The sequence below is a fragment of the Sphingomonas japonica genome (assembly GCF_006346325.1).
GTDB classification, from domain to species: Bacteria; Pseudomonadota; Alphaproteobacteria; order Sphingomonadales; family Sphingomonadaceae; genus Sphingomonas; species Sphingomonas japonica.
The window spans coordinates 19,102-33,685 of the sequence record NZ_VDYR01000002.1 but is presented as its reverse complement, the minus strand read 5'-3'; the positions used below and the strand labels follow the sequence as shown (position 1 = coordinate 33,685).

Annotated in this window: 13 protein-coding genes; 6 read left to right on the top strand and 7 right to left on the bottom strand. The window is 66.5% G+C overall.

Annotated elements, in window-relative coordinates; genetic code table 11:
* Positions 1-23 precede the first annotated feature (23 nt).
* Entirely contained in the window at positions 24-605 is a 582-nt protein-coding gene (locus FHY50_RS12230; protein WP_140231216.1) for a nitroreductase family protein, read from the bottom strand.
* Positions 606-730: 125 nt separating this feature from the next.
* On the opposite strand from FHY50_RS12230, the gene FHY50_RS12225 reads away from it, so the two are divergent.
* On the top strand, positions 731-2,341 hold the full coding sequence (locus FHY50_RS12225; RefSeq protein WP_140231215.1) for a peptide MFS transporter: 1,611 nt from the start codon (positions 731-733) through the stop codon (positions 2,339-2,341).
* 14 nt (positions 2,342-2,355) lie between these two features.
* Positions 2,356-3,045, top strand: coding sequence for an NnrU family protein (locus FHY50_RS12220; RefSeq protein ID WP_140231214.1), 690 nt, complete (start codon positions 2,356-2,358; stop codon positions 3,043-3,045).
* A gap of 1 nt (position 3,046) precedes the next feature.
* On the opposite strand, the gene FHY50_RS12215 is transcribed toward FHY50_RS12220, so the two are convergent.
* The 3 genes from FHY50_RS12215 to glmM form a co-directional block, all read right to left on the bottom strand.
* Positions 3,047-3,643, bottom strand: coding sequence for a ribonuclease HII (locus FHY50_RS12215; RefSeq protein WP_140231213.1), 597 nt, complete (start codon positions 3,641-3,643; stop codon positions 3,047-3,049).
* Positions 3,636-4,403, bottom strand: coding sequence for a bifunctional hydroxymethylpyrimidine kinase/phosphomethylpyrimidine kinase (thiD, locus tag FHY50_RS12210; protein ID WP_140231212.1), 768 nt, complete (start codon positions 4,401-4,403; stop codon positions 3,636-3,638). Before thiD ends, FHY50_RS12215 begins: the two co-directional genes overlap by 8 nt.
* Before the next feature lie 383 nt (positions 4,404-4,786).
* Positions 4,787-6,127: a phosphoglucosamine mutase gene (gene glmM, locus FHY50_RS12205; RefSeq protein WP_140231211.1), complete on the bottom strand. Its 1,341-nt coding sequence runs from the start codon at positions 6,125-6,127 to the stop codon at positions 4,787-4,789.
* 72 nt (positions 6,128-6,199) lie between these two features.
* On the opposite strand from glmM, the gene FHY50_RS12200 reads away from it, so the two are divergent.
* Positions 6,200-7,465: a dicarboxylate/amino acid:cation symporter gene (locus FHY50_RS12200; RefSeq protein WP_140231210.1), complete on the top strand. Its 1,266-nt coding sequence runs from the start codon at positions 6,200-6,202 to the stop codon at positions 7,463-7,465.
* 18 nt (positions 7,466-7,483) lie between these two features.
* Here FHY50_RS12200 and gorA read toward each other — a convergent pair whose 3' ends face one another.
* The gene (gene gorA / locus FHY50_RS12195; RefSeq protein ID WP_140231209.1) at positions 7,484-8,833 is read right to left on the bottom strand and encodes a glutathione-disulfide reductase; all 1,350 of its coding nucleotides are present in this window, start codon (positions 8,831-8,833) and stop codon (positions 7,484-7,486) included.
* 19 nt (positions 8,834-8,852) lie between these two features.
* Positions 8,853-10,352 carry a glucose-6-phosphate isomerase gene (gene pgi, locus FHY50_RS12190; RefSeq protein WP_140231208.1) on the bottom strand — a complete coding sequence of 500 codons (1,500 nt, stop codon included), beginning with the start codon at positions 10,350-10,352 and terminating at the stop codon, positions 8,853-8,855.
* Between the two features lie 147 nt (positions 10,353-10,499).
* Here pgi and lepB point away from each other — a divergent pair, with 147 nt between their 5' ends.
* The 3 genes from lepB to era are packed head-to-tail and all read left to right on the top strand — an operon-like array spanning position 10,500 to position 12,867.
* On the top strand, positions 10,500-11,294 hold the full coding sequence (gene lepB / locus FHY50_RS12185) for a signal peptidase I (protein ID WP_140231207.1): 795 nt from the start codon (positions 10,500-10,502) through the stop codon (positions 11,292-11,294).
* Entirely contained in the window at positions 11,267-11,968 is a 702-nt protein-coding gene (gene rnc / locus FHY50_RS12180) for a ribonuclease III (protein WP_243846640.1), read from the top strand. The genes lepB and rnc overlap by 28 nt, the downstream gene beginning before the upstream one ends.
* Positions 11,965-12,867: a GTPase Era gene (era, locus tag FHY50_RS12175; protein ID WP_140231206.1), complete on the top strand. Its 903-nt coding sequence runs from the start codon at positions 11,965-11,967 to the stop codon at positions 12,865-12,867. Before rnc ends, era begins: the two co-directional genes overlap by 4 nt.
* Before the next feature lie 159 nt (positions 12,868-13,026).
* Here the strand turns inward: era and FHY50_RS12170 are convergent, their stop codons facing one another.
* Entirely contained in the window at positions 13,027-14,571 is a 1,545-nt protein-coding gene (locus tag FHY50_RS12170) for an alpha-N-arabinofuranosidase (protein ID WP_140231205.1), read from the bottom strand.
* Positions 14,572-14,584: the final 13 nt, after the last annotated feature.

The following is a 14,584-nucleotide window of genomic DNA, read 5'->3' as shown; positions in this document are numbered from 1 at the left end:
CACCGATTGGCAGCGGCGTAAAGTCACGGCGCCCATACCGACACGACATCGGCAGAATCGGGACGCGGCCGCTCGTCGAGCGGACGCGACGGGGTGCCGATGAACACGAATCCGGCGATCCGTTCGGGTGCCGCGCCGAATGCGTCGCGCACCCGGTCCGAATAGGTCGCCCAGCCGGTCAGCCAGCCCGCGACATAGCCGCGAGCATGCGCGGCATGTTCCAGATTCATGATCGCGGCGCCGGTCGACAGTTCCTGCTCCCATGCCGGAATGTGACTGTCGGGACGCGGGCGATGCAGCGCCACTACCAGCGCGGGAGCCTGATGCGCGAAGCTCGTGATCGCCTCGATCTCGAGCCGCCCGGCGTCCGGCTTGTCGGCGCGATAGGCTCTCACCAACAATGCCTCGAACGCATCGCGCGCCGGTGGAAGCACGATCACGAACCGCCACGGCGCGAGCTTTCCGTGATCGGGCGTGCGCGCCGCGACGGCGAGGATCGCGGCAAGTTCGGTAGCATCGGGCCCGGGCGCGACCATGTCGCGCGGCTTGCCCGAGCGCCGTGTCGCCAGCATCGTCCACGGCGTCGTGAGATCGTTGAAAGCCATGCCCGCCACGTAGCGACAGGCCTGCGGGGCAACAACCGGCTTGGCAGCGCGCATTTAGCGGTTAGGTTGCCTGCCCATCCAGCCGCGAGCATGCGCGGCGACCAGTATCGGGGAGTTTCAGCCGGATGGCGAGTGCGGTTCCGTCGGCCAGCGATGGCGGCAAAGAGTTTCTGGGGCACCCGCGCGGGCTGTTCATCCTGTTTTTCGCGGAGATGTGGGAGCGCTTTTCCTATTACGGAATGCGCGCGCTGCTGATCTTCTACCTGACGAAGCACTGGCTGTTTTCCGACGGCGACGCGTCGGTGATCTACGGCGCCTATACCGCACTGGTCTACATCACCCCGGTGCTCGGCGGCTATCTGGCCGACAAATATCTCGGCCAGCGAAAGGCGGTGCTGTTCGGCGGCATCATACTGACCATCGGTCACGGGCTGATGGCGTTTGAGGGGACCGGCGGGCAAGGCGACCCGACCATCAACATCTTCTGGCTCGCGCTCGCCTTCATCATCGTCGGGTCTGGATTCCTCAAGGGGAACATCTCGACCATCGTCGGCCAGCTCTATCCGCGCACCGACGTGCGGCGCGACGGCGCGTATACGATCTTCTACATGGGGATTAACCTGGGATCGCTGCTGGGCGTGGCGATCGCGGGCTATCTCGGCGAGAATATCGGCTGGAGCTACGGGTTCGGCGCGGCCGGGGTCGGCATGCTGCTCGGCCTGATCGTGTTCGTGATCGGCAAGCCCCTGCTGCTCGGCAAAGCGGAGCCGCGCGATCCGGCGCTGCTCAAGAAACCCGTTGCGGGCATTCCGCTCGAATGGCTGCTCTACGGAATCGGCATCGCCTCGATCGGGGTGATCTGGGTGCTGATCCAGTATCAGTCGGTGGTCGGCACGCTGCTGCTGGTCTCCGGCCTCGCGCTGCTCGGCTACATCCTCTACATCGCCGCGACGCAGCTGCCCAAGGATGCACGCGACCGCATCTTCGTCATCATCTTCCTGTTGATGCTGCAACCGGTGTTCTGGGGACTGTTCGAACAGGCGGGCGCCGGGATCAGCCTGTTCACCGACCGCCATGTCGATCGCGAATTCCTCGGCTGGACGATCCCGACGACGTGGTTCCAGTCGGTCAACGCCGCCTTCATCCTGCTACTGGGGCCGGTGTTCGCCACCTTGTGGACCAAGATGGGGCGGCGCGGGATCGAACCATCGACGCCGGCCAAGTTCGGCTATGCGATCGTGTTCGTGGGGCTGGGCTTCCTGCTGCTGGTATGGGGCGCGCAGGCGTTCGGCGTCGAGAATGCGACGCCCTTCTACCTCATCATCCTGCTCTACCTGCTGCACACGATGGGCGAGCTGTGTCTGTCTCCAGTCGGGCTTTCGGCGATGAACCGCCTCGCGCCGAGCCATATGGCCGGACTGATCATGGGCGCGTGGTTCTTCGCCACCGCCGGCGGCAACTTCATCGCCGGACAGATTTCGAAGGCGACCGGCGCCGAGAATGCCACCGAGGGCGAAAGCGCCAAGCAGCTGTTCCTCGATATCTGGACCAATGTCGGGTGGATCGCGGTCGGTGTCGGCGTCGCGGTGCTGGTGGTGGCACCGTTCGTCAAGCGGCTGATGCATCTCGACACGCTCACCGACGATCCCGACCACGCGATGGCGGGCGAGCGCGAGATCGGTGAGCCCAAGGCAGCCGGGTTCGACACGCGCGGAGAGACGCTGCCGCCGCGCTGACGGGAGAACGAGGAATGGACCAGCTGATCCTTGCCAGCGCGGCGTTCGTCGGCACCCATTTCCTGTTGTCGCATCCGCTGCGCGCGCCACTGGTCGGGGCGATCGGCGGCATGGGGTTTCTCGGCCTCTACTCGCTGGTGGCGTTCGCGACGCTAGGGTGGATGATATCGGCCTATCTCGCTTTGCCGCCCCAGCCGCCGATGTGGGGCATCAGCGACGCGCTGTGGGCGTTGGCGAGCGCGGCGATGCTGGTCGCGAGCGTGCTGTTCGTGGGATCGCTGATCGGCAATCCGGCGCTGCCCGATCCGACCGCCGCGGCACGCCCCGAAAAGCAACCGCGCGGCGTGTTCGCGGTCACCCGTCACCCGATGATGTGGAGCTTTGCGCTGTGGAGCCTTGCCCATATCGCCGTCTATCCGACGCCCGCCAATCTGGTGCTGACGGGCGCGATCCTGGTGCTCGCACTGGTCGGTGCAGCGCTTCAGGATGCCAAGAAACGGCGGCTCGAGCCTGGCTTCTGGCCGCAATGGCAGCGCGAGACCGCGTTCGTGCCGTTCGCCAACCTGCTGTCGGGGCGGACACGCTGGTCGGCGGCGATGCCGGGCATTGGCGTGCTGGTCGGCGGAGTGTTGCTGTGGCTGGCGGCGAGCTGGGCGCATCTGCCGTTTGCCGGGATCGCCGCGGGAATCTGGCGCTGGCTCTAGATCACAGCGCCAGCCATGCCTGCGCGACCGGCGCGAAGCTGCGGCGGTGGAGCGGCGTCGGCCCCAAGCTGCGCAATGCCGCCTGGTGCGCGCGGCTGGCATAGCCCTTGTTCGACGCCCAGCCATAGCCGGGATGCAGCGCATCGGCCTCGATCATCATTTGGTCGCGGCGGTGCTTGGCGACGATCGATGCGGCCGCGATCGACACGCACCGCGCATCGCCACCGATGATCGCGGTGCTGGGATGCGCCCATTTCGGGCTGCGATTGCCGTCGACCAGCACCATGCCGGGTGCAATGCCCAGCGCCGCCACCGCGCGCTCCATCGCCAGCATCGTCGCCCACAGGATGTTGAGCCGATCGATCTCCTCGGTGCTGGCGATCCCGACGCCTACCCGCGCACACTGCATCAGCGCAGCGCATAATTCGGCGCGCTTGGCGGCGGTCAGTGCCTTGGAATCATCGATTCCGTCCGGAATGCAATCCGGGCTGAGCACCACTGCGGCGGCAACCACCGGCCCGGCCAGTGGCCCGCGTCCGGCCTCGTCGACACCGGCCACCGGAGCGAGGTGCAGCGTTTCGTGCGAATAATCAGGCATCGTGCAACTCGTCGAACGGGTTTCGGCCAAGGGCATGACCCATCGGCCCATGCCCCTGCCCCAGGCCCGGTGCCGCCGCAAGGCTGGCACGGACATAGGCGATCGCCCGGGTGATAGCGTCGATCAGTGTCAGCTGCGCGCCCAGCCCGGTCGCGATCGCACTCGCCAGCGTGCATCCCGTGCCATGACTGTGCCGCGTGACGATGCGCGGATGGTCCCAGTTTCGCTCGCCGGCCTGACCGACGAGGCGATCGACGACGCGGTCGCCCTCCCCGTGACCACCCTTGATCAGCAGGGTATGCCCGCCCGCCAGCATGGCCGCACTTCCGCCGAGCATGTCGAGTTCTGGCAGGTTGGGCGTGACCAGCGCCGAGAGCGCGATCAGCCGCTCGAACGCCGCGATCGTCCCGGCATCGGCCAGCACTGCGCCCGACGTCGCCACCATCACCGGATCGAACACGATCGGCACGTCTAGTTCCTCAAGAATGTCCGCCACGGCATGCGCGGTCTGCGCCGATCCGATCATGCCGATCTTGACGCCATCGGCGCCGATATCCTCGAGCACCGACCGCATTTGCGCCACCACCATAGCGGTGGGGACGGAATGCACCGCCTGCACCCCCAGCGTATTCTGCGCGGTGATCGCGGTGATCGCAGTCATGGCGTGGCCGCCGAGCATTGTCACCGTCTTGATATCGGCCTGGATCCCCGCGCCGCCACCCGAATCCGATCCGGCGATGATGAGAATGCGCGGTGTCATGAACTGCCAAGGTTGCGGTCAGCTCCGCGCGTACCGGTTATCCGGCTTTGTGGGAAGCACCAGTCGCCCGCCGGGCGGCGTCGATGATGCAGTCGCAACCTGACAAATTGCAATTCAGCCGAAGCACAGGCCGGCACAATAAAGAACAAGCTCTGCAACCAGTCGGGCCAACAACAGGACTGCTATAATGGCAGCTATGATTCCGCTCGCCACCATTCCGTGGTGCTGCGCTGGTTTGATCGTGACCATTTCATCCTCACAAAAATGTGCGGGAACGGCAACGTGATAGCGACCACCCCGGCAATTGCCATTTTTCTGACAAAATCCGGCGGCGCCTGCAAATTTGCGGGCATGAAACCAGGATGAACCGAGCGCGAAGCGGGTTACGCCGCCGCCTTGCGCACCGCGTCGCAGATGCGATCGACCGCTGCCGCGACCTGGCCGGCGTCGTCGCCCTCGGCCATTACCCGGATCACCGGCTCGGTGCCTGACGGGCGGATCACCAGCCGGCCGCTGCCGGCGAGTTCTTCCTCGACCCGTGCGATCGTTGCGACGACGTCACTGTGGTCGAGCGGGCGCCCGCCGCCGAACCGCACATTCTTGAGCACTTGCGGTACCGGATCGAAGCGATGCAGCACCTCGCTCGCCGGCGCACCTGCGCGCACCAGTTCGGCCAGTACCTGCAGTCCCGCGACCAGGCCGTCGCCGGTCGTCGCATAGTCCGACAGGATGATGTGCCCCGACTGCTCGCCGCCGACATTGTGCCCGCGCGCGCGCATCGCCTCCAGCACGTAGCGATCGCCGACCGCGGTCCGGATCAGGTCGAGGCCCTGCCCCCGCAAATGCCGCTCCAGCCCCAGGTTCGACATGACCGTCGCCACCAGCCCGCCGCCGCGCAGCCGACCGCTTCGTGCCCAGCCGCCCGCAATCGTCGCCATCAACTGGTCGCCATCGACGATCCGGCCCTGTTCGTCGGCGACGATCAGGCGGTCGGCATCGCCGTCGAGCGCGATGCCGATCTGCGCGCCGCTCGCGACCACCGTTTCGCACAGCGCTTCGGGCGCGGTCGATCCGACCCCGTCATTGACGTTCCGGCCGTTGGGCGCGACCCCGATCGCCACGACTTCGGCGCCCAGCTCCCACAGCGCTGAAGGCGCGACCTGATACGCCGCTCCGTTCGCGCAATCGACGACGATCTTGAGCCCGTCGAGCCGCAGGTCACTGGGAAAGGTGGTCTTGGCGAAGTGGATGTACCGGCCCCGCGCGTCCTCGATACGCTTGGCGCGGCCAATGTCCTGCGATGCGGCCAGCGGAATCTCGCCGTCGATCAGCGCCTCGATCGCGAGCTCGTCGGCATCGGACAGTTTGTAGCCATCGGGTCCGAACAGCTTGATGCCGTTGTCGTGATAGGGATTGTGGCTGGCCGAGATCATCACGCCGAGATCGGCGCGCATCGAATGGACCAGCATCGCCACCGCAGGCGTCGGCATCGGCCCGACCAGGACCACGTCCATGCCGACGCTGGTGAATCCCGCGACCATCGCGGTTTCGAGCATATAGCCCGACAATCGCGTATCCTTGCCGATCACGACGCGGTGGCGATGGTCCCCCCGGCGGAAATGCGCCCCCGCCGCCATGCCGACCTGCATCGCCATCGCCGCAGTCATTGGCATCGCGTTGGTCTTGCCGCGGATCCCATCGGTGCCGAAATATTTTCTTGCCATCGCGCGTCCCGCCGTCACCTTGCCTTGGAGCCTGGCCCGGGGTGATAGCGCCCGTTTTCGAGAAGAGCGAGCATGTCGCAGCCGATCCGTATCCTCCTGGCATTGTTCGTCGGCCTCGCCATCGGCATCTTCGCGGCGTCGGCCAATCCGGCCGGTGCCCTGGCGGCGACCGACTATGTCCAGCCGATCGGCACGGCGTGGCTCAATGCACTGCGCATGACGATCGTGCCGCTGGTGGTCGCGCTGCTCGTCACCGGCATCGCCGCGACGGCCGAGGCCGCGCAGGCGAGCAGGCTGGCGACGCAGTCGATCGTCCTGTTTGTCGCCTGCCTGTGGGCATCCTCGGCGACCGGCGCGGCGGTGACGCTGGGACTGCTCGACTGGTTCCCGCTGGGCACAGGCGCCGCGGCGGCATTGCGCGCGACGTTCGACACCGCCGCGCCGGTGGGAGACGTGCCCGGCTTCGGCGAGTTCCTGGTCGGGATGATCCCGACCAACCCGGTATCGGCCGCGGCCGAGGACGCGTTCCTGCCTCTGATCGTGTTCACGACCGTATTCGCCTTTGCCGTCACCCGTCTGCCGGATGCGCCGCGACAGCTTCTCACCGGTTTCTTCCAGGCAATCGCCGATACGATGCTGATCGTCATCGGCTGGGTGCTGTGGCTCGCCCCGATCGGGGTCGCCGCGCTCGCCTACGTCGTCGGCGCGCGCGCCGGGACGGCGGCGTTCGGTGCGCTGGTCCATTATGTCCTGATCCTGGTGAGCGTCGGCGTCGTCATGACGCTGCTTGCCTATCCGGCAGCGATGTTCGGCGCGCGCATGCCGCTTGCCCGCTTCGCCCGCGCGGCGGGGCCGTCGCAGGCGGTCGCGATCTCCACCCAGTCCTCGCTCGCCTCGCTGCCCGCAATGCTGCGCGGGAGCGAAGCGCTGGGCGTGCCGGTGGCGACGTCGGGCGTGGTACTGCCGCTCGCGGTCGCGATCTTCCGCTTCACCGGCCCGCCGATGAACCTGGCGGTCGCGCTATACGTCGCGCATGTGTTCGGCATCACCCTCGGTCCGGCGCAGATCGCCGCCGGGATCGCGGCGGCGGCGATCACGACGATGGGGGCGGTCAGCCTGCCCGGGCAGATCAGCTTCGTCTCGTCGATCGCGCCGATCGCGCTGGCGATGGGGGTGCCGATCGAACCCCTGGCGCTGCTCGTCGCCGTCGAGACACTGCCCGACATCTGGCGCACGATCGGCAACGTGACGATGAACATCGCCGTGACCGGCATCGTCGCCGAGCGTGGCGGCAAGGGACCGATCACCGAGGGTGATGCGCTGCTCGCCCGGGAATAGCCCGCATCGGCGCGCGCTCTACTTCATCAGCACCAGTTCCTCCGCCATCGTCGGGTGCAGCGCGACGGTCGCATCGAAATCGTCCTTGGTCAGTCCTGCCTTCACGGCGATCGCGGCCGCCTGGAGGATTTCGGGGGCGTCCGGCCCGATCATGTGCAGTCCGACGATCTTTCCCGTGTCGCCGTCGCAGATCATCTTGTAGAGCGCGCGCTCGTTACGCCCCGCCAGCACATTCTTCATCGCGCGGAAGTCGGACAGGTACACCTTGACCGCTCCCAGCTTGGATTTGGCCTCGCCCTCGGTCATGCCGACCGACGCCATCGGCGGATGGCTGAACACCGCGCTGGGGATGCAGCCATAATCGACCTTGGTCGGCTTGCCGCCATAGAAGCTGTCGGCGAACGCCTGCCCCTCGCGTATCGCCACCGGGGTCAGCTGGACGCGATTGGTGACGTCGCCGACGGCAAAGATGCTGTCGCAGCTCGAGCGGTTATCGTCGTCGACCTTGATCGCTCCCTTGTCGTCGAGTTCGACCCCCGCGGCGTCGAGGCCGAGGTCGTCGGTATTCGGCACGCGCCCGGTTGCGAACAGCACGCAATCGACCTCGATCGGCTCGTGGTTGGTCATCGCCACCTTGAGCGAGCCGTCCGCCTGCTTGTCGATGCCGCGAAACTCGGCGTTGAAGCGGAAGTCGAGCCCCTTGGTCATCGAAATCTGCAACAGCCGGTCACGGATCGATTCATCATAGCCGCGCAGGATCACGTCGCTGCGGTTGATCAGCGTCACCCTTGCCTTGAACTCGTTGAAGATGCCGGCGAACTCGTTGGCGATATAGCCAGCGCCGGCGATCAGGATGCGCTTGGGCACGGCGTCGAGGTGGAACGCCTCGTTCGAGGTGATGCCGTGTTCATGCCCCGGGCAGGACGGAACGTGCGGGCGGGCCCCGACCGCGACCAGGATGCGCTCGGCGGTCACCGTCCGCCCGCCGGTCAGCCGGACGTCGTGCGGCCCGGTAACGACCGCGCGTTCGGCGATGATCTCGACGCCGTGGCTCTCGAGCGTGGCGGTGTAGGCCTGGTTGATCCGATCGACCTCGGCAAAGACATTGTCGCGAAGCCGGGTCCAGTCGAACGCGCATTCATCGGGTACGTCCCAGCCGAAATGCTTGGCGTCCTTCAAATCCTCGGCGAAATGCGCGCCATAGACGAGCAGCTTCTTGGGCACGCAGCCACGGATGACGCAGGTGCCGCCGATGCGATATTCCTCGGCGATCGCCACCTTGGCGCCATGCGCGGCGGCCACACGCGCGGCGCGGGTACCGCCCGAACCGGCGCCGATGACGAACAGGTCATAGTCATATGTAGCCAAGTCAGCTTCCTCAGGTTGGTCAGGCCGGGCCGAGCGCGCGCCGGATCAGGTCGTTGGTCGAAGCATCGAAATCCAAATCGCCCGCATCTGCCGCCTTGGCCATCTCCTTGCCCAGCTCGACCCCGAACTGGTCGAAGGCATTGATGCCGAGCAGCACCGCATTCACGAAGGTACGATGTTCGTAGAACGCGATCAGCGCGCCCAGGATGCGCGGGCTGACCTCGTCCAGCAGCAGCGTCGACGAAGGACGGTCGCCGGGATAGGCGCGGGCGGCATCTTCGTTCGCCTTGCCCTGCATCAGCGCGGCGCCTTGCGCGAACATGTTGAGCAGCAGCTGGCGGTGATGCGCCTCCGCCAGCGTGTCGCCGCCCTCGATCGCGCCGATGAATTCGACGGGCACGAGGTGCGTGCCCTGGTGGAGCAGCTGGAACACCGCATGCTGCGCGTCGGTGCCGACCCCGCCCCAGGTGATCGGCGCGGTCGCGCGCCCGACCGGCTGGCCGTCGGCAGTCACCGACTTGCCGTTCGATTCCATCTCGAGCTGCTGAAGATAGCTCGGCAGCAGGCGCAGCCGCTCGTCATAGGCGAACACCGCACGCGTCTCGCAGCCGCGGACCTGCGTGTAATAGAGATCGGCGAACGCGGCGAGCATCGGCGCGTTTCGGGCAGGCTCGGTCAGGCGGAAATGTCGGTCCATCTCGGCTGCGCCTTCGAGCAGTTCGGCATAGGCGTCCCAGCCGAGCGCGACCGCCGCGGGAAAGCCGATCGACGACCACAGCGAATAACGCCCGCCGACGCTTTCGGAAAAAGGCAGCACCCGCGTCTCGTCGACACCCCATGCGGTGGCGGCATCGGGATTGGCGGTCAGCGCGATCACCCGGCCATAGGGATCCTCGACGCCGTGCTCGGCCATCCAGCCCAGCGCGCTTTCGGCGTTGAGCAAGGTCTCGGTGGTGGTGAAGGTCTTCGATGCCACGGCGATCAGCGTGGCGGCGGGATCGAACCGCGCCAACGCCTCTTCGAGCGCGACGCCGTCGACGTTCGAGACGATCGCCACGTCGTAGCGGGTGCCATCCCGCCCCAGTGCGTCGACGATCAGGTCGGGGCCGAGCGCCGATCCACCGATGCCGAGGTGCAGGATGTGGCGCACTGGCCCCAGTGCATCGGCTTCGATCGCGTCGATCAGCGCGCGCATGCGGTGCTGGAAACCCCGCGCCCGCGCGACGCTTTCGGGCGAGCCCTCACCGCGCTCGGCACCATGCTCGACCGCGCGACCCTCGGTGACGTTGATCGCTTGGCCACCGAACAGCGCGTCGCGCTTGGCTGCCAGCCCCTGCGCCTCGGCAAGCGCGGCGAACGCATCGATCGCCGCTTGCGTGAGATGCGTCTTCGACCAGTCGAAATGGATGCCTGCGACATCGGCGGTCAGCAGCGCGAGCCGGTCCGCGTCAGCCGTGAACAGTGCTTCGAGCCGGGCCGGTTCGAGGGCTTCGATCGCTTCCCAGGGGTTCGTCGCCATATTCACCTCCGCAGCATTGGGCATCAATCACGCCACCTCCAAGGGTAGTTCGTGTCGTAGAGCGCCCTAGCTCCGCGCGGGCAGCGGGTCAGCCCCAAAACGCGCATCATCTTGACGCTTGGCCCGGCGCCCCGCAGAGCTTGCGGCATGGCCACCAAGTCGACGCCCAAGCCCGCCCAGTCCGAATGGCGCGAGACGCTGAGCTTCCTGCTCAAGCTCGCGATCGTCGTGTTCGTGGTGCGCAGCTTCCTGTTCTCGCCCTTCGTCATCCCGTCGGGATCGATGCTGCCGCGGCTGCTGGTCGGCGATTATATCTTCATCACCAAATGGGATTATGGCTATTCGCGGCACTCGCTGCCGTTCAGCCTGCCGCTGATCCCCGGCCGCATCCTTGCCGACACCCCCGAACGCGGCGACGTGGTGGTGTTCAAGGCGCCGCCGACCGCGCGCGAGGACTGGATCAAGCGCGTCATCGGCCTGCCCGGCGACACCATCCAGATGCGCGGCGGTACGCTCGTCCTGAATGGAAAACCGATCCCGAAGAACCGCATCGCCGATTTCGTCGAGCCGGTGACCCCGAACGCGCAATGTGCGCCGTACTTTCAGGACGCGCTGAACGACGGGACGCCGATCTGCCGCTTTCCGCAGTTCGAGGAAACGCTGCCCAACGGCAAGACCTATCGCGTGCTCGACCAGGGCATGACGATCGCCGACGATACCGAGGTGTTCACCGTGCCGGCGGGCCACGTCTTCCTGATGGGCGACAATCGCGACGATTCGAAGGACAGTCGCTTCTTCGATTCGATCAGTTATGTCCCGCTCGAAAATCTCGAAGGGCGGGCAGTCGTCAACTTCTGGTCGACCGACGGCACCGCGTCGTGGCTGCTGCCGTGGACATGGTTCTCGGCGGCGCGATGGGAGCGCATCGGGGACGGTTTTTGACCGACGCCGACGCCGTCGCCTGGATCGCCACTGCGCTGGGGCATGATCCAGGGGATCCGCTGCCCTATCTGCGCGCGCTGACGCATGGCAGCCGCGATTCGGCCAATTACGAACGGCTCGAATTTCTGGGCGACCGCGTGCTGGGGCTCAGCATTGCCGAATGGCTGTACGAGCGCTTTCCCAACGAACCCGAAGGCGCCTTGTCGCGGCGGCTCAATGCGCTGGTGACCGGCGCGGTCTGCGCCGATGTGGCGCGCACGATCGGCGTCGTCCCGCATCTCAAACTCGGCAAGCAGGCGCGCGACGATGGCGCCGCCGACAGCGACAATGTGCTGGGCGACGTGCTCGAGGCGCTGATCGGCGCGCTCTATCTCGACGCCGGGCAGGACGCCGCGCGCGGTTTCATCCGCGCTGCATGGGCCGACCGCATCGAAACCCAGACCCGCGCACCGCGCCATCCCAAATCCGCGCTTCAGGAATGGGCCGCGGCGCACCAGCGTCGCCCGCCCGAATATCTGGTCGTCGAACGCTCCGGCCCACAGCACGCCCCGCGCTTCACGGTGCGGGTGAGCATCGGCAAGCTGGCGGATGCGACCGCGACGGGCGCATCGAAGCAGGAAGCCGAAACCGCCGCGGCGGAGGCGCTGCTCACCCAATTGGAAACCCGCTCATGACCACCCCAATCCCCCATTGCGGCCTCGTCGCCGTCGTCGGCGCGCCCAATGCGGGCAAATCCACCCTCGTCAACGCGCTGGTCGGGCAGAAGATCGCGATCGTCAGTCCCAAGGCACAGACCACGCGTACTCGGCTGATGGGTCTCGCGATCGAGGGCGAGACGCAGCTGCTGCTGGTCGATACGCCCGGCATCTTCGATCCCAAGCGTCGCCTCGACCGCGCGATGGTGTCTGCGGCGTGGGAAGGTGCGGAAGGCGCCGATGCGATCGCGTTCGTGGTCGATGCCAAGGGCGGCCTGCCCGAAAAGGTCACCGCGATCGCCGAGCGGCTGGCGCACCGCAAGGAACCCAAGCTGCTGATCCTCAACAAGGTCGACATCGCCGACAAGCCGCGGCTGCTGAGCCATGCGCAGCGGCTGAACGATCTGTTGGCGTTCGACGAGATCTTCTTCGTGTCGGCCACCACCGGTGACGGCATCGCCGAGCTCAAGGCTGCGCTGGCCAACCGCATGCCCGAAGGACCGTGGCATTTCCCCGCCGACCAGGTGTCCGACGCGACCGACCGCATGCTCGCCGCCGAAGTCACGCGCGAACAGCTCTACCTCCAGCTCCACGCCGAACTGCCTTACGCCAGCGCAGTCGAGACCGAGAAATATGACGAGCGCGACGATGGCTCGCTCGAAATCCACCAGCAGGTGCTGGTCGAGCGCGATACCCAGCGCGCGATCGTGCTGGGCAAGGGCGGGCAGCGCATCAAGGAGATCGGCGCGCGCGCGCGCGCCGAGCTGGCGCGCATAACCGGGGTGCCGGTGCATCTGTACCTGCACGTCAAGGTCCGCCCGAACTGGGAAGACGACCGCGACATCTATCGCGAGATCGGGCTCGACTGGGTCGAGTGACGCAGCCCGATCAGCAGCGCCCTGCGATCGGCCTCGACCGCGCCGGCCGGGATTGATCGGGTCAGCCGCACCGCCGACAGCCGCCCCGGGCGGACCTTGATCCGCCCGGTGGTCTTGCCCGGCCGCGCCTTGCCGAGGTCAGAAAGGCGCGGCGTCCGATCATTCGGCGATCTGCACCATCGCGATCGCCTTGGCCGGCAAGTCGAAGCCGAGCTTGCCGTCGATGACCGTGCCCGAATAAGCGGCAGGCGCAATCGCGTTCGGGTTTTCGAAGCTGTTGTGCGCGTCCATCGCGGCCGCCGTCAGGATGCGGCCGATGGCGGTGCCGGTCAGGTTTGTGGCGATCCGTGCCGGCCGATTGGGATCGAGATTGACCAGCGCCATCCATAACGTCCCGTCGGTCGCGCGCGCCACCGACGTATCAATCATCGGCAGATCCTTGCCGCCGCTGGTATAGCGCGCGTTGGTGACGAACGCCGCGTACGGCGTCGCGCCCTGGAACGGCACGTACATGTCGAACAGATGATAGGTCGGCGTCAGCACCATCTTGGCGCCATCGGTCAGGATCATCGCCTGCAGCACGTTGACCATCTGCGCGATCGCGGCGAGCTTCACCCGGTCGGTGTGGCGATGGAAGATGTTGAGCGTCAGCGCGGCGACCTGCGCATCGCGCAGCGTGTTCTGCTGGTACAGAAAGCCCGGCGTCGAGCCCGGCTCGGGATTATACCAGGTGCCCCATTCGTCGACGTACAGCCCGACGCGCTTTTCGGGATCGTATTTGTCCATGATCGCCGAATGCCTGGTGACGAGCTCGTCCATCCTGAGCGCGTTGACCATCACCGATGCCCAGTCGGCTTCGCTGAAGCCGGTGGCATTTCCCTTTTCCTCCCAGGAATTGGTGAAGGTGTAATGGTGCATGCTGACCGCATCCATCTGCGCGCGCGCGCGGTCCATCAGCATTTCGGTGAACGCATAGTCGTCGACGCTGGCACCGCTCGCGACCTTTTTCATGCCCATTTCGGGAGGCGCCTTGACGAAGGTCGAATAGCGCTTGTGGAGATCGGCCGAATATTCGGGGCGCATATTGCCGCCGCAGCCCCAGCTTTCGTTGCCGACGCCGAAATAGGCGACCTTCCAGGGCTTGTCGCGGCCGTTCCTGCGGCGCTCGTTGGCGAGCGTCGACCGGCTGTCGCTGGTCATGTATTCGACCCACTGCCCCATCTCGCGCGGGCCCATCGATCCCATGTTGCCGGCGATATAGGCCTGCGCCCCGATCAGTTCGGCGAAGTTCATGAACTCGTGGGTGCCGAACGCATTGTCCTCGGTCACGCCGCCCCAATGGGTGTTGACGCGGGTCGGCCGCTGCGCGCGCGCGCCGATGCCGTCGCGCCAGTCATATTCGTCGGCGAAGCAGCCGCCGGGCCAGCGCACCGACGGCACCTTGATCCTGCGAAGCGCTTCGACGACGTCGGTGCGATAGCCTTTGGTGTTGGGGATGCGCGAGTTGCTGCCGACCCAGATGCCCTCATAGATGCCGCGGCCGAGATGCTCGGCGAACTGGCCATACACGTCGCGCTCGATCCTTGGCCCCGGCTTCGACGTATCGACGGTGACGGTCACCGCGACCGGTATCTGTTGCGCCGCGGCGGGCAGCGCCAGCGATAGCGTCGCGGCGGCACCGATCATTCGGGTCAGCAATCTCATCTCTCTCTCCCTC

Excerpts from the sequence above, each read along its gene's own strand:
- thiD (WP_140231212.1), bottom strand. The coding sequence starts at position 4,403 with ATGACACCGCGCATTCTCATCATCGCCGGATCGGATTCGGGTGGCGGC.
- FHY50_RS12215 (WP_140231213.1), bottom strand. The coding sequence starts at position 3,643 with ATGCCTGATTATTCGCACGAAACGCTGCACCTCGCTCCGGTGGCCGGT.
- FHY50_RS12230 (WP_140231216.1), bottom strand. The coding sequence starts at position 605 with ATGGCTTTCAACGATCTCACGACGCCGTGGACGATGCTGGCGACACGG.
- FHY50_RS12225 (WP_140231215.1), top strand. The coding sequence starts at position 731 with ATGGCGAGTGCGGTTCCGTCGGCCAGCGATGGCGGCAAAGAGTTTCTG.
- era (WP_140231206.1), top strand. The coding sequence starts at position 11,965 with ATGACCACCCCAATCCCCCATTGCGGCCTCGTCGCCGTCGTCGGCGCG.
- FHY50_RS12170 (WP_140231205.1), bottom strand. The coding sequence starts at position 14,571 with ATGAGATTGCTGACCCGAATGATCGGTGCCGCCGCGACGCTATCGCTG.
- rnc (WP_243846640.1), top strand. The coding sequence starts at position 11,267 with ATGGGAGCGCATCGGGGACGGTTTTTGACCGACGCCGACGCCGTCGCC.
- FHY50_RS12200 (WP_140231210.1), top strand. The coding sequence starts at position 6,200 with ATGTCGCAGCCGATCCGTATCCTCCTGGCATTGTTCGTCGGCCTCGCC.
- glmM (WP_140231211.1), bottom strand. The coding sequence starts at position 6,127 with ATGGCAAGAAAATATTTCGGCACCGATGGGATCCGCGGCAAGACCAAC.
- FHY50_RS12220 (WP_140231214.1), top strand. The coding sequence starts at position 2,356 with ATGGACCAGCTGATCCTTGCCAGCGCGGCGTTCGTCGGCACCCATTTC.
- lepB (WP_140231207.1), top strand. The coding sequence starts at position 10,500 with ATGGCCACCAAGTCGACGCCCAAGCCCGCCCAGTCCGAATGGCGCGAG.
- pgi (WP_140231208.1), bottom strand. The coding sequence starts at position 10,352 with ATGGCGACGAACCCCTGGGAAGCGATCGAAGCCCTCGAACCGGCCCGG.